The 12,777-nt window shown below is 38.9% G+C and carries 27 protein-coding genes; all 27 read left to right on the top strand.

Features of this window, described 5'->3' with window-relative positions; all coding sequences use genetic code 11:
- Window positions 1–14: 14 nt before the first annotated feature.
- The 27 genes from rplD (at window position 15) to rplQ (ending at window position 12,598) form a co-directional block, all read left to right on the top strand.
- Complete coding sequence (gene rplD, locus JEM49_RS01385; protein ID WP_025005265.1) at window positions 15–632, top strand: 50S ribosomal protein L4; 618 nt, start codon at window positions 15–17, stop codon at window positions 630–632.
- The gene (gene rplW, locus JEM49_RS01380) at window positions 632–937 is read left to right on the top strand and encodes a 50S ribosomal protein L23 (protein ID WP_025005264.1); all 306 of its coding nucleotides are present in this window, start codon (window positions 632–634) and stop codon (window positions 935–937) included. The genes rplD and rplW overlap by 1 nt, the downstream gene beginning before the upstream one ends.
- A 15-nt stretch (window positions 938–952) precedes the next feature.
- Window positions 953–1,789 carry a 50S ribosomal protein L2 gene (gene rplB, locus JEM49_RS01375; protein ID WP_025005263.1) on the top strand — a complete coding sequence of 279 codons (837 nt, stop codon included), beginning with the start codon at window positions 953–955 and terminating at the stop codon, window positions 1,787–1,789.
- A gap of 18 nt (window positions 1,790–1,807) precedes the next feature.
- On the top strand, window positions 1,808–2,089 hold the full coding sequence (gene rpsS / locus JEM49_RS01370) for a 30S ribosomal protein S19 (protein WP_025005262.1): 282 nt from the start codon (window positions 1,808–1,810) through the stop codon (window positions 2,087–2,089).
- 19 nt (window positions 2,090–2,108) lie between these two features.
- On the top strand, window positions 2,109–2,462 hold the full coding sequence (gene rplV / locus JEM49_RS01365; RefSeq protein ID WP_003625788.1) for a 50S ribosomal protein L22: 354 nt from the start codon (window positions 2,109–2,111) through the stop codon (window positions 2,460–2,462).
- 13 nt (window positions 2,463–2,475) lie between these two features.
- Window positions 2,476–3,150 (top strand): 30S ribosomal protein S3, encoded by a 675-nt coding sequence (gene rpsC, locus JEM49_RS01360; protein ID WP_191335790.1) that lies wholly within the window; start codon window positions 2,476–2,478, stop codon window positions 3,148–3,150.
- Window positions 3,150–3,590 carry a 50S ribosomal protein L16 gene (gene rplP, locus JEM49_RS01355; RefSeq protein WP_003625792.1) on the top strand — a complete coding sequence of 147 codons (441 nt, stop codon included), beginning with the start codon at window positions 3,150–3,152 and terminating at the stop codon, window positions 3,588–3,590. The genes rpsC and rplP overlap by 1 nt, the downstream gene beginning before the upstream one ends.
- Window positions 3,580–3,777 carry a 50S ribosomal protein L29 gene (gene rpmC / locus JEM49_RS01350; RefSeq protein WP_025005260.1) on the top strand — a complete coding sequence of 66 codons (198 nt, stop codon included), beginning with the start codon at window positions 3,580–3,582 and terminating at the stop codon, window positions 3,775–3,777. The genes rplP and rpmC overlap by 11 nt, the downstream gene beginning before the upstream one ends.
- Window positions 3,778–3,795: 18 nt before the next feature.
- Entirely contained in the window at window positions 3,796–4,062 is a 267-nt protein-coding gene (rpsQ, locus tag JEM49_RS01345) for a 30S ribosomal protein S17 (protein WP_005721626.1), read from the top strand.
- Window positions 4,063–4,093: 31 nt separating this feature from the next.
- The gene (rplN, locus tag JEM49_RS01340; protein ID WP_012211380.1) at window positions 4,094–4,462 is read left to right on the top strand and encodes a 50S ribosomal protein L14; all 369 of its coding nucleotides are present in this window, start codon (window positions 4,094–4,096) and stop codon (window positions 4,460–4,462) included.
- Window positions 4,463–4,481: 19 nt separating this feature from the next.
- A complete protein-coding gene (gene rplX, locus JEM49_RS01335; RefSeq protein WP_003549035.1) occupies window positions 4,482–4,715 on the top strand; it encodes a 50S ribosomal protein L24 in 234 nt (77 codons plus the stop codon).
- 14 nt (window positions 4,716–4,729) lie between these two features.
- Window positions 4,730–5,272, top strand: a complete 543-nt coding sequence (rplE, locus tag JEM49_RS01330) for a 50S ribosomal protein L5 (protein ID WP_087175958.1) — start codon at window positions 4,730–4,732, stop codon at window positions 5,270–5,272.
- 12 nt (window positions 5,273–5,284) lie between these two features.
- Window positions 5,285–5,470, top strand: a complete 186-nt coding sequence (locus tag JEM49_RS01325) for a type Z 30S ribosomal protein S14 (protein WP_003549037.1) — start codon at window positions 5,285–5,287, stop codon at window positions 5,468–5,470.
- A 24-nt stretch (window positions 5,471–5,494) separates the two neighbouring features.
- Window positions 5,495–5,893 (top strand): 30S ribosomal protein S8, encoded by a 399-nt coding sequence (gene rpsH, locus JEM49_RS01320; RefSeq protein WP_003625802.1) that lies wholly within the window; start codon window positions 5,495–5,497, stop codon window positions 5,891–5,893.
- A 24-nt stretch (window positions 5,894–5,917) separates the two neighbouring features.
- The gene (gene rplF, locus JEM49_RS01315; RefSeq protein ID WP_025005258.1) at window positions 5,918–6,448 is read left to right on the top strand and encodes a 50S ribosomal protein L6; all 531 of its coding nucleotides are present in this window, start codon (window positions 5,918–5,920) and stop codon (window positions 6,446–6,448) included.
- Between the two features lie 25 nt (window positions 6,449–6,473).
- Window positions 6,474–6,833, top strand: a complete 360-nt coding sequence (gene rplR, locus JEM49_RS01310; protein ID WP_007126808.1) for a 50S ribosomal protein L18 — start codon at window positions 6,474–6,476, stop codon at window positions 6,831–6,833.
- A 17-nt stretch (window positions 6,834–6,850) separates the two neighbouring features.
- The gene (gene rpsE, locus JEM49_RS01305) at window positions 6,851–7,357 is read left to right on the top strand and encodes a 30S ribosomal protein S5 (RefSeq protein WP_003625807.1); all 507 of its coding nucleotides are present in this window, start codon (window positions 6,851–6,853) and stop codon (window positions 7,355–7,357) included.
- 16 nt (window positions 7,358–7,373) lie between these two features.
- Entirely contained in the window at window positions 7,374–7,559 is a 186-nt protein-coding gene (gene rpmD / locus JEM49_RS01300; protein ID WP_025005257.1) for a 50S ribosomal protein L30, read from the top strand.
- Window positions 7,560–7,582: 23 nt separating this feature from the next.
- Window positions 7,583–8,023, top strand: a complete 441-nt coding sequence (gene rplO, locus JEM49_RS01295; RefSeq protein WP_003625809.1) for a 50S ribosomal protein L15 — start codon at window positions 7,583–7,585, stop codon at window positions 8,021–8,023.
- Window positions 8,023–9,318: a preprotein translocase subunit SecY gene (gene secY, locus JEM49_RS01290; RefSeq protein ID WP_025005256.1), complete on the top strand. Its 1,296-nt coding sequence runs from the start codon at window positions 8,023–8,025 to the stop codon at window positions 9,316–9,318. Before rplO ends, secY begins: the two co-directional genes overlap by 1 nt.
- Before the next feature lie 10 nt (window positions 9,319–9,328).
- Window positions 9,329–9,985 (top strand): adenylate kinase, encoded by a 657-nt coding sequence (locus tag JEM49_RS01285; protein ID WP_025005255.1) that lies wholly within the window; start codon window positions 9,329–9,331, stop codon window positions 9,983–9,985.
- Window positions 9,986–10,056: 71 nt separating this feature from the next.
- Window positions 10,057–10,278 carry a translation initiation factor IF-1 gene (infA, locus tag JEM49_RS01280; RefSeq protein ID WP_002878178.1) on the top strand — a complete coding sequence of 74 codons (222 nt, stop codon included), beginning with the start codon at window positions 10,057–10,059 and terminating at the stop codon, window positions 10,276–10,278.
- A gap of 16 nt (window positions 10,279–10,294) precedes the next feature.
- A complete protein-coding gene (gene rpmJ / locus JEM49_RS01275) occupies window positions 10,295–10,411 on the top strand; it encodes a 50S ribosomal protein L36 (protein ID WP_005721621.1) in 117 nt (38 codons plus the stop codon).
- A gap of 28 nt (window positions 10,412–10,439) precedes the next feature.
- Window positions 10,440–10,790 carry a 30S ribosomal protein S13 gene (gene rpsM / locus JEM49_RS01270; protein ID WP_003625815.1) on the top strand — a complete coding sequence of 117 codons (351 nt, stop codon included), beginning with the start codon at window positions 10,440–10,442 and terminating at the stop codon, window positions 10,788–10,790.
- Window positions 10,791–10,814: 24 nt separating this feature from the next.
- Complete coding sequence (gene rpsK / locus JEM49_RS01265) at window positions 10,815–11,204, top strand: 30S ribosomal protein S11 (RefSeq protein ID WP_003625817.1); 390 nt, start codon at window positions 10,815–10,817, stop codon at window positions 11,202–11,204.
- A 45-nt stretch (window positions 11,205–11,249) separates the two neighbouring features.
- Window positions 11,250–12,188, top strand: a complete 939-nt coding sequence (locus tag JEM49_RS01260) for a DNA-directed RNA polymerase subunit alpha (protein WP_025005254.1) — start codon at window positions 11,250–11,252, stop codon at window positions 12,186–12,188.
- A 26-nt stretch (window positions 12,189–12,214) separates the two neighbouring features.
- The gene (rplQ, locus tag JEM49_RS01255) at window positions 12,215–12,598 is read left to right on the top strand and encodes a 50S ribosomal protein L17 (RefSeq protein ID WP_003625821.1); all 384 of its coding nucleotides are present in this window, start codon (window positions 12,215–12,217) and stop codon (window positions 12,596–12,598) included.
- Window positions 12,599–12,777: the final 179 nt, after the last annotated feature.

Raw genomic sequence — 12,777 nt, 5'->3', positions numbered from 1 at the left:
GAAGGAGGACTAGAATGGCTAATTTAAAAGTTATGGATCAAAACGGTAAAGATTCTGGTGAAGTTACTTTAAACGATAAAGTTTTTGGTATTGAGCCTAATGAAAGTGTCGTTTTTGAAGCAATCATTAGACAAAGAGCCGGTAAGCGTCAAGGTACCTCAAAGGTTAAGAACAGATCTGCCGTTCGCGGTGGTGGTAAGAAGCCTTGGAGACAAAAGGGTACTGGTCGTGCTCGTCAAGGTTCTATCAGATCTCCACAATGGCGTGGTGGTGGTACAGTATTTGGCCCAACACCTCGTTCATACGCATACACGATGCCAAGAAAGCAACGTCGTTTGGCTATTAAGTCAGTTCTTTCCCAAAAGATGATTGATAAGGATTTGATCGTTTTAGATAAGTTGACTATGTCAGCACCTAAGACTAAAGATTTAGTATCAATGTTAAACAGCTTAAATGTTGATGGTAAGGTTTTAATTGTTTCAGATGATAACAATGTACAACTTTCCGCAAGAAACTTAGCTAAGGTTAAGGCTGTTCCAGTTAACGGTTTGAACGTTGAAGATGCAGTTAACTATGATAAGTTAATCTTGACTCAAGATGCTGTTAAGAAGATCGAGGAGGTTTTGGCTTAATGGACGCACGCGATATCATTTTAAGACCTGTCATTACTGAAAAGTCCACGAACTTAATGGATGATAAGAAGTACACATTCGACGTGCTTTTAACTGCAACCAAGACACAAGTTCGCAATGCTGTTGAAGAAATCTTCGATGTTAAGGTAAAGAGCGTTAACATTATGAATGTTCGCGGTAAAGACAAGCGAGTAGGTCGTTACACTGGTAAGACTGCTCGTCGTAGAAAGGCAATCGTCACTTTAACTAACGATTCAAACGACATCAAGATTTTCCAAGACGAAAATAAAGAAGACAACAAGTAATAGGAGGTCAGTCAATTGGCTATTAAGATTTACAAGCCAACCACTAATGGTCGTCGTCATATGACTTCTTCCGACTTTGCTGAGATTACCAAGACAAAGCCTGAAAAGACTTTACTTGAATCACAATCACATACTGCAGGTCGTAACTCATATGGTCACATCACTGTAAGACACCGTGGTGGTGGTCACAAACAAAAATACCGTATCATCGACTTTAAGCGTAATAAGGATAATGCAAAGGCAGTTGTAAAGGCTATCGAATACGATCCAAACAGAACTGCTAACATCGCATTACTTCACTACACTGATGGTATTAAAGCTTATATCTTAGCACCTAGGGGATTAAAGGTTGGCGATATCGTTGAATCAGGCGATTCAGTTGACATTAAGCCAGGTAACGCATTAGCATTAAAGAATATCCCATCTGGTACTTCAATCCACAACATTGAATTGAAGCCAGGTAAGGGTGGCCAACTTGTAAGAAGTGCTGGTACTTCTGCTCAAGTTTTGGGTGTTGATGGTGATTACACTTTAGTAAGATTACAAAGTGGTGAAGTTCGTAAGATCTTGTCATCATGCCGTGCAACTATTGGTGTTGTAGGTAATGAACAACATTCATTAATTCAATTAGGTAAAGCTGGTCGTAAGCGTTGGTTAGGCAAGCGCCCACAATCACGTGGTTCCGTAATGAACCCTAACGATCACCCACATGGTGGTGGTGAAGGTAAGGCTCCAGTTGGTCGTCCACAACCTATGACTCCATGGGGTAAGAAGGCTCGCGGTATCAAGACTAGAGACACCAAGAAGGCTAGCGAGAAGTTAATCATTCGTCACCGTAAAGGTAGCAAGTAATAGAAGGAGGGTTAATTAATGAGCCGTAGTATTAAAAAAGGTCCTTTTGCTGATGCATCATTATTAAAGAAGGTTGATGCACAAGCAGATGCAGATAAGAAGCAAGTTATTAAGACTTGGTCACGTCGTTCAACTATTTTCCCTTCCTTTGTTGGTTTGACTATAGCTGTTTACGATGGTAGAAAACATGTTCCAGTATACATTACTGAAGACATGGTTGGTCATAAGTTAGGTGAATTTGTTCCAACAAGAACTTTCCATGGACACAAATCCACTGAAGATAAAACCACAGCACAATAGAGGAAGGAGAAACATCTAAATGGCAGAACAAATTAGTTCAGCTAAGGCAGAAGCAAGAACTGTTCGCATCGCTCCAAGAAAAGCTCGTTTGGTCGTTGACTTAATTCGTGGTAAGAGCGTTGCCGAAGCATTAGCAATCTTAGAATTTACGCCTAGAGCTGCTTCCCCAATCGTTGAAAAAGTTTTACGTTCAGCAATTGCTAACGCAGAACACAACTACGATCTTGAAAGTGCAAATCTTTACGTATCAGAAGCATATGTAAACGAAGGTGCTACTTTAAAGAGATTCCGTCCCCGTGCTAAGGGTATGGCTTCCCCAATTAACAAGAGAACCAGTCACGTAGTTGTAGTAGTTTCAGAAAAGAACGATTAAGGGAGGTATATTAATGGGTCAAAAGATTAACCCAAACGGTTTTCGTCTCGGTGTCATCCGTGATTGGGAATCAAAATGGTATGCTGACAAAGGATACAAAGAAACTTTAAATGAAGACCTTCGAATCAGAAAGTTTATTTCAAAGAAATTGAAGGATGCTTCAGTATCTACTGTTGAAATTGAACGTGCAGCTAACAGAATTAACATTTCAATCCACACCGCAAAGCCTGGTATGGTAATTGGTAAAGGTGGTTCTGAAGTTGAAGCTTTAAGAAAACAATTAAATGCTTTAACTGGTAAGCAAGTTCACATTAATATTGTTGAAATTAAGAAACCAGATCTTGATGCTGAATTGGTAGCAGATAGTATTGCTCGTCAACTTGAAGCTCGTATTGCTTTTAGACGTGCTATGCGTCAAGCTACTCAAAGAGCTATGCGTGCTGGTGCCAAGGGTATCAAGGTTCAAACTTCTGGTCGTTTGAACGGTGCCGACATGGCAAGAAGAGAATGGCACACAGAAGGTCGTGTTCCATTACAAACTTTGAGAGCTGATATTGATTATGCTTGGGTAAATGCTTTCACTACTTATGGTGAAATTGGTGTTCGAGCTTGGATCAACCGTGGCGAAATCTTACCTACTCGTAAGAACAAGCCAGCTTCAAAGCCAGCGAAGGGAGGAAATAGATAATGCCTTTAGTACCAAAACGAGTAAAACACCGTCGTGAATTCCGTGGTAAGATGCGTGGTGCTGCTAAAGGTGGTAAATATATTGCCTTTGGTGAATATGGTCTTGAAGCCCTCGAATCACATTGGATTACTAACCGTCAAATCGAAGCAGCCCGTGTTGCTATGACACGTTACATGAAGCGTGGCGGTAAAGTTTGGATTAGAATTTTCCCTCAAAAGTCATACACTGCTAAAGGTGTAGGTGTACGTATGGGTTCTGGTAAAGGTGCACCTGCAGGTTGGGTAGCTGTAGTTAAGAGAGAAAAGATTATGTTTGAAATTGGTGGTGTTGATGAAGCAACTGCTCGTGAAGCTTTGAGACTTGCTTCAACTAAGTTACCAATTAAGACTAAGTTTGTAACTAGAAGTTCGGAAGTAGGTGGCGAATCTAATGAAGGCTAAAGATATCAGAGCATTAACCACTGATCAAATGTTAGAAAAAGAAAAGCAATATAAAGAAGAACTCTTTAATTTGCGTTTCCAACAAGCAACGGGTCAATTAGAAAATACCGCTCGCTTGAGTAAAGTCCGCAAGAATATCGCCAGAATCAAGACTGTTCTGAGCGAAAAAGCATTAGAAAACAATTAATGGAAGGGAGCTATTAACTTGAGCGAAACAAACGAAAGAAATCGTCGTCACGTATACCAAGGTCGTGTAGTTTCTGATAAGATGGACAAGACTATCGTAGTCGTTGTTGATACTTACAAGAACCACCCAGTTTACAACAAGCGTATTAGATATTCTAAGAAATACTACGCACAAGACGAAAATAACGAAGCTAAAGTTGGCGATACTGTACGTATCATGGAAACCCGTCCATTATCTCGTAAGAAGCGCTTCCGTTTAGTAAAGATTGTTAAGAAATCTGTTTAATTTGCGGATTTAGTGAGGGGAGGATTCTACAGTGATTCAAAACGAATCTCGTTTAAAGGTTGCTGATAACTCTGGTGCCAGAGAACTTTTAGTTATTAGAGTCTTAGGTGGATCAAAGCGTAAGACCGGTAACATTGGTGACATCGTTGTATGTACTGTTAAGCAAGCAACACCAGGTGGCGTTGTCAAAAAGGGCGACGTTGTAAAAGCTGTAATTGTCAGAACAAAGTCAGGTGCACGTCGTGAAGATGGTTCATACATCAAATTCGACGAAAATGCTGGAGTAATTATTAACGCAGATAAGAGCCCACGTGGTACTCGTATCTTTGGGCCAGTTGCACGTGAGTTACGTGAGTACGACTTTATGAAGATCGTCTCTCTTGCTCCTGAAGTCTTATAATTGATAGTGAGGTGCACTGATGTTCGTTAAAACTGGTGACAAGGTAAAAGTTATTGCCGGAAAAGATAAAGGTAAAGAAGGTACTGTTCTTTCTGTTAATGTTAAGAAGAACCGTGTAGTTGTTAAGGGTGTTAACAAGATTAAGAAGCACCAAAAGCCTTCTCAAACCAACGCTAATGGTGGTGTAGTTGAATCAGAAGGTTCAATTCACGCATCAAACGTTAAAGTTATTAGTAAAAAAGAAGATAAGTAGAAGGGAGGACACAAATGGCAAGTTATTTAGCTGAAGAATACAAAGAAAAAGTAGCTCCTGCATTGGCAGAAAAGTTTGATTACAAGTCATCAATGCAAATTCCAAAGATCGACAAGATCGTTTTGAACATGGGTGTCGGTGACGCTGTTTCTAACGCCAAGAACTTGGACGAAGCTGTTGAAGAATTAACTTTAATTTCTGGTCAAAAGCCATTAATTACTAAGGCAAAGAAGTCAATCGCTAACTTCCGTTTACGTGAAGGTATGTCTATCGGTGCTAAGGTAACCCTTAGAGGCGACAGAATGTACGACTTCTTATACAAGTTAATCAATGTTTCTCTTCCACGTGTTCGTGACTTCCGTGGTGTATCAACTCGTTCATTTGATGGTCGTGGTAACTACACTTTAGGTGTTAAGGAACAATTGATTTTCCCAGAAATCGATTTTGATAAGGTTAACCGTACTAGAGGTTTAGACATTGTTATCGTAACTACTGCCAACACTGATGAAGAAGCTCGTGAACTTTTGACTCAATTTGGTATGCCGTTTGCAAGATAGTGGAGGACATTAATGGCTAAAACATCACAAAAAATCAGAAATCGTCGTCCTGCTAAGTTCTCTTCACGCGAATATACACGTTGCGAGAGATGTGGTCGTCCACATTCCGTATACCGTAAATTCGGTTTATGCCGTATTTGCTTAAAGGAATTAGCACACAAGGGTCAAATCCCTGGTCTTAAAAAGGCTAGTTGGTAGTATACGGTTAGGAGGATAGCTTAAATGGTCATGACAGATCCAATCGCAGATTACTTGACTAGAATCAGAAATGCCAACATGGCAAAGCACGATTCAGTTGAAATTCCTGCATCAAATATTAAAAAGTCTATTTCAGAAATTTTGAAACGTGAAGGTTTCATCCGTGATTACGAAGTTGCTGATGATAACAAGCAAGGCGTTATCAAGGTATTCTTGAAATATGGTCCAAATGGAGAACGCGTTATTTCAGGCTTAAAGCGTATTTCTAAGCCAGGTCTTAGAAACTACGTAAGTGCTGAAGACTTACCTAAAGTTCTTAATGGTTTAGGCATTGCCATCGTTTCTACTTCTGCTGGTGTTATTACTGACAAAGAAGCAAGACAAAAGAACGTTGGCGGCGAAGTAATTGCCTACGTTTGGTAATACTGACAGAAAGGAGAACAATTAATGAGCCGAATCGGTTTAAAGACTATTGAAGTCCCTGACAGTGTCACTGTTACCAAGGAAGGCGACAACATTACTGTTAAGGGCCCTAAGGGTGAATTAACTAGATACTTCGATCCAAAGATCACTTTTGAACAAAAAGACGGTGAAATTAACTTTTCACGTTCAAGTGAAAATGATAAAGCAATTCACGGTACTGAAAGAGCTAACTTAGCTTCAATGATCGAAGGTGTAGTTAACGGTTATAAGAAGACTTTAAAGTTAATCGGTGTTGGTTACCGTGCACAAGCACAAGGCAACAAGATTACTTTAAACGTTGGTTACTCACACCCAGTTGTATTGACCGCACCAGAAGGTGTTTCTGTTAAGGCAACTTCAGCAACTGATGTAGAAGTTGAAGGTGTTTCAAAGCAAGATGTAGGTCAATTTGCAGCTGAAATCCGCGCCGTACGTCCACCAGAACCTTACAAGGGTAAGGGTATTCGTTATGTTGATGAATACGTACGTCGTAAGGAAGGTAAGACAGGTAAGTAATAAGTAGTTATTTTGAGGTGAAATTGTGATTTCTAAACCAGATAAAAACAAGTTACGCTTAAAGCGTCATAAACGTATTCGTGGTAAGATTTCTGGTACTGCTGAGCGCCCACGCTTAAGCATTTTTCGTTCAAATAAAAACATCTACGCTCAATTAATTGATGACGTAGCGGGTGTTACGCTTGCAAGCGCCTCAACTTTGGATGAAAACGTATCAGAAGATGCAACTAAGGTAGAACAAGCTGCTGCTGTAGGTAAGGCTATTGCTGAAGCTGCAAAGGCTAAGAACATTTCTACAGTTGTATTTGATAGAAGTGGTTACTTATACCACGGCCGTATTCAAGCATTAGCTGATGCTGCTCGTGAAAACGGATTAGATTTCTAGGAAAGGAGAATTAACACATGGCAAACCGTAATGATTCTCGTAATAATCGCAGAAACAAAGACGATATCGAAGATCAATTAGTCGCTGTCAACCGTATCACTAAGGTTGTTAAAGGTGGTCGCCGTATGAGATTTGCTGCTCTTGTTGTTGTTGGCGACAAGAAAGGCCGTGTAGGTTTTGGTACTGGTAAAGCTCAAGAAGTCCCAGAAGCAATCCGTAAGGCTGTAGAAGACGGTAAGAAGAAGATGATTAACGTACCTAAAGTTGGTACTACTATTCCTCATGAAGTTATTGGTCACTACGGTTCAGGTAACATTTTATTGAAGCCTGCTGAAGCTGGTTCCGGTGTTGCTGCTGGTGGTGCCGTACGTATCGTTATGGATATGGCTGGTATTTCAGACGTAACTTCAAAGTCACTTGGTTCTAATACTCCAATCAACGTTGTTCGTGCAACTATCGATGGTTTGAAGAAGCTTAGAACTAGCGAAGAAGTAAATAAACTTCGTCAACCTGAAAGAGCTTAGATTAGGGAGATCATAGATGACTGATTTAAAGATTACTTTAATTAGAAGTGCTGCTCACCGTCTACCTGAACAAAGAAAGATTGTTAAAGCTCTTGGCTTAGGTAGAGTAAATAGTACTGTTGTTCTTCCAGACAACGCTGCTACTCGCGGTGCATTATTGAAAATTGCTCACTTAATCTCTGTTGAAGAGATTAATAAATAAGATATCAAGGAGGTGCCAAATTAATGAAGCTTCATGAATTACATTCTGCTGAAGGCTCACGTCGCAATAGAAAACGTGTTGGTCGTGGTACTTCAAGTGGTTACGGTAAAACTTCTGGCCGTGGTCAAAAGGGTCAATTAGCTCGTCAAGGCGGTCATACACGTTTAGGTTTTGAAGGTGGTCAAATGCCATTATTCAGAACTATGCCAAAGCGTGGTTTTAAGAATATTAACCGTAAAGAATATGCAATTGTAAACTTAGATGACTTAAATAAGTTCAATGACGGTAGTGAAGTAACTGTTGAAACTCTTAAGGAAAACGGTTTGGTAAAGAAAGAATTATCAGGCGTTAAGTTACTTGGCAACGGTGAATTGAAAGTTAAATTAACTGTAAAGGTTAACAAAGTTTCCGCAGCTGCTAAGAAGGCAGTTGAAGCCGCTGGCGGAACTGTTGAGGTGATCTAATGTTTTCGACCTTGAAGAACGCCTTTAAAGATAAAGAAATTAGAAATAAAATTTATTTTACACTCTTTATTCTTTTAATATACCGGATTGGTGCTAATATTGCTGTTCCTGGTGTTAATGCAAAGGCGATCACGCAGGTTGCTCAAACTGGATTAGTTCCAATGCTAGATACTGTATCTGGTGGTGGACTAGATAACTATTCAATATTTTCCTTAGGTGTTTCTCCCTATATTACGGCCCAAATTGTAATTCAATTATTACAAATGGATATCGTACCTACATTAGTAGAATGGGGGAAACAAGGTGAAGTTGGGCGTCGTAAGACTAATCAAGTAACTAGATATTTGACATTAGTTGTTGCTTTTGTTCAAAGTATTGGTATTACATTAGGTTTTAACGCCTTGACTGAAATGGGGTTGGTAAAGAATCAAACTCCACAAACTTATATAGAAATTGCTATTATCATGACCGCCGGAACTATGTTATTAACATGGTTAGGTGATGAAATCACAGATAAGGGACTTGGAAATGGTGTATCAGTAATTATCTTTGCTGGTATTATTGCAAGATTACCTAGTGGATTATGGCAAATCTATAAAGAAGGAATTATTAATAATAGTGCCAGTGATCGTTGGCAAGGTATTTTGTTCTTCATCGCGGTTATAGTTGCAATCCTTATTGTAACCCAATTGGTTACATGGGTTGAACAAGCTGATCGTCGTATTCCTATTCAATACACAAGAAGAGCGACGATTAGTGGTTCTGAAAGTTTTCTACCATTAAAGGTTAATGTATCTGGAGTTATTCCAGTTATTTTTGCCAGTTCTTTTATTGTTACACCGGCAACAATTTTAATGGCCTTTCAAAGAACCCAAGGTGATCAGCAATGGTTTAAAGTAATGAACCAGATCTTTAGTTTACAAACTACACCTGGAGTTATTATCTACACCTTTTTAATTATTCTATTTACATTCTTCTACGCTTTTGTACAGGTTAACCCTGAGAAGCTAGCAGAAAACTTACAAAAACAAGGTGCTTATATTCCTAGCGTTTGGCCAGGTAAAGATACCCAGAATTATATTTCAAAAATGTTGATTAAATTATCAACTGTAGGTTCAGTATTTTTAGGCTTAGTTGCATTATTGCCTCAATTAGCTACTAACTTTTGGAATCTCCCAAGTTCCATTGGTTTAGGAGGAACAAGTCTTTTAATTGTTATTGGGGTTGTTCTTGAGTTATCTCGTCAAATTAACGGATTGTTAATGAAGAGAGAATATGTTGGATTCATCAGATAGGAACGGATAAATGATTAACTTAATTCTTTTAGGTTTACCGGGTGCTGGTAAAGGTACAGCATCAGAGAGAATCGTCGATAAATATCACTTAACTCATATTTCAACTGGAGATATGTTTAGGGAAGCAATGGCCAATAAGACTAAGGTTGGTCTTGAAGCTAAAAGTTACATTGATAAAGGTAACTTGGTACCAGATGAAGTTACTGCTAAGTTGGTTGAAGAACGTTTAAGCCAACCTGATATTAAAGAAGGTTTCATCTTAGACGGTTTCCCAAGAACTACTGTACAAGCAGAACTTCTTGATGGTATTACTAAACGCTTAAAGAAACCATTAACAAATGTTATTGCGCTTGAAGTTGATGAAGATACTTTGATTAAGCGTTTATCAGCTAGATACATGTGTAAAAATTGTGGTGCCACTTATAATAAACTTTCAAAGCAACCTAAAGTTGAAGGTACTTGTGATCGTTGTGGTGGTCATGAATTTTATCAACGTGAAGATGATAAGCCAGAAGTTGTTAAGAATCGTCTTGAAGTTAATGAAAAGATGAATGCACCTTTGAAAGACTTTTATCAAAAGAAAGGTTTGCTTACTGTAATTAATGGTGAACAAACTCCAGAAAAAGTCTTTGAAGATATTGATGCGGTATTGAGTAATAATCAATAGAATAAATTTGTATAATTTTTTATCCGTGTTATAATTTCAAAGTATGACTGTTTAATTGCGGAGGAACAACTTTGGCAAAAGATGATGTCATTGAAGTAGAGGGTAAGGTAGTAGATACCTTACCTAATGCTATGTTTAAAGTTGAATTAGAAAATGGGGCTACTATTTTAGCACATGTTTCAGGTAAAATCAGAATGCACTATATTCGCATTTTGCCTGGAGACCGTGTAACAGTAGAATTATCTCCATATGATTTAACTAAAGGTAGAATTACGTATCGGTTTATAAAGTAATATAACGGAGGGAAACATGAAGGTTAGACCATCTGTTAAACCAATGTGCGAACATTGTAAAGTTATTAAGAGACATGGCCGTGTAATGGTTATTTGCTCAGCAAATCCAAAGCACAAGCAACGTCAAGGTTAATAGTGTAGAAAAAGAGGAGGTGTAGTTTATGGCTCGTATTGCTGGTGTTGACTTACCAAGAGATAAAAGAATTGTTGTTGCTTTAACATACATTTATGGTATTGGTGATGCAACTGCTAAGAAGATTTGTGCTGATGCTGGTGTTTCTGAAGACGTTCGTTCAAAGGATTTAACTCCAGAAGATCAAGAAAAGCTTCGTACTGAAGTTGATAAGTATCGTGTTGAAGGTGACTTACGCCGTGAAGTAAGCATGAACATTAAGCGTTTAGTTGATATTGGTTCTTATCGTGGTATTCGTCACCGCCGTGGACTTCCAGTTCGTGGTCAAAATACCAAGAATAATGCTCGTACTCGTAAGGGTACTAAGAGAAACCGTTAATTTTATTTATAAGGAGGTTTATTGATGCCTGCAAAGAAAACAGCACGTAAGCGTCGTGTGAAGAAGCATGTTGAAAGCGGTGTGGCACACATTCACTCAACGTTTAATAATACTTTAGTCATGATTACTGACGTTCAAGGTAATGCAGTTGCTTGGTCTTCAGCTGGTGCATTGGGCTTTAAGGGTAGTCGTAAGTCTACTCCATTTGCAGCTCAAATGGCAGCAGAAGCAGCAGCTAAGAGTGCAATGGACCAAGGTATGAAACATGTAGAAGTTTCTGTAAAAGGTCCTGGTGCTGGTCGTGAATCTGCTATTAGATCACTTCAAGCAACTGGTCTTGAAATTACTGCAATTCGTGACGTTACGCCAGTTCCCCACAATGGTTCCAGACCACCAAAACGTCGTCGTGTTTAATATTGTCCTTGATATAGGACGTTACGTTTTGAAAGGGGCCCAGTAATGATTGAATTTGAAAAACCAAATATTACCGTTGTTGAACAAGAAGATTCTTACGGTAAGTTTGTTGTTGAACCACTTGAGCGAGGCTTTGGTACTACTTTAGGTAACTCTCTAAGAAGAGTCTTACTTACTTCTATTCCAGGTACTGGACTTGTTTATGTGCAAATTGATGGCGTTTTACACGAGTTCTCAACAGTTCCTGGCGTCAGAGAAGATGTAACCAAGATTATTCTTAATTTGAAGAAACTTGAATTAAAGTCTCTTTCAGATGAGAGAAAGGTTATTGAATTAGACGTTGAAGGTCCTGCCACAGTAACTGCTGATGATCTTAAAGTTGATGCAGACGTTCAAGTCTTAAATCCGGATCAATACATTTGTACCATTGCTGAAGGTGGACACTTGCACATGGAAATTGCCGTGCAAAATGGTAGAGGTTATGTTGCTGCAAGTGACAATAAGAGTGATGACATGCCAATTGGAGTAATTCCTGTTGATTCTCTATTCTCACCAATTAAAAAGGTTAACTACCAAGTTGAATCAACTCGTGTTGGTAAGAGAGACGATTTTGACAAGCTCACTTTTGAGATTTGGACTGACGGTTCAATCAAGCCTAATGACGCCCTTAGTTTTGCTGCTAAGATTTTAGTTGAACATTTCAAGGTATTTGAATCAGCTGATGCAGATACTAAATTCAGCGAAGTAATGGTGGAAAAGGAAGACGATAAGAAAGAAAAGAAACTCGAAATGACAATTGAAGAGCTTGATCTTTCTGTTCGTTCATATAACTGCCTGAAACGTGCCGGCATTAACACTCTTCAAGAGTTAACTGATAAGACAGAATCAGATATGATGCGTGTACGTAACTTGGGACGTAAATCATTGGAAGAAGTTAAGAATAAATTAACCGACTTAGGTCTTTCACTTCGTCAAGAAGACTAAAGTAGGTAAATAAAGGAGGCAAACCCATGGCATACCGTAAATTAGGTCGCGATAGTGCTCACAGAAAAGCAATGCTAAGAGAAATGACTACTCAATTAATCATGAACGAACGTATTGTTACTACTGAAACTCGTGCTAAAGAAGTTCGTAAGACTGCCGAAAAGATGATCACTTTAGGTAAGCGCGGCGATTTAGCTTCAAGAAGAAAGGCTGCAGCATTCGTACGTAACGAAGTTGCAGATGTTCATGAAGAAAAAGATGCAGTTGTTGTTAAGTCAGCATTGCAAAAGCTTTTCAGCGATGTAGCACCTCGTTACAAGGATCGCAATGGTGGTTACACCAGAATTTTGAAGTTAGCTGTTCCTCGTAAAGGTGATGCTGCTCCAATGGTTATTCTTGAATTAGTTTAATTCAGAATTACCACAACTTAATACGTATTAAGAATTATCCATGAAAGTGAGAAAAAGCGTAAAGATGATGGCGAAAGCTTAGTCTAGCTTAGATGATAGAAATCATCCCTCTTCATGGATGATTTTTTTTGCTCTTTTTTCTGTTACAATTACTAATAAGTAGTTTAGAGGGGAAGTGT

It is taken from the genome of Lactobacillus sp. A27, from assembly GCF_016742815.1.
Taxonomy (GTDB): domain Bacteria; phylum Bacillota; class Bacilli; order Lactobacillales; family Lactobacillaceae; genus Lactobacillus; species Lactobacillus gallinarum.
The sequence above is the reverse complement of the archived record's forward strand: the minus strand, read 5'-3'. Positions and strand labels throughout refer to the sequence as shown.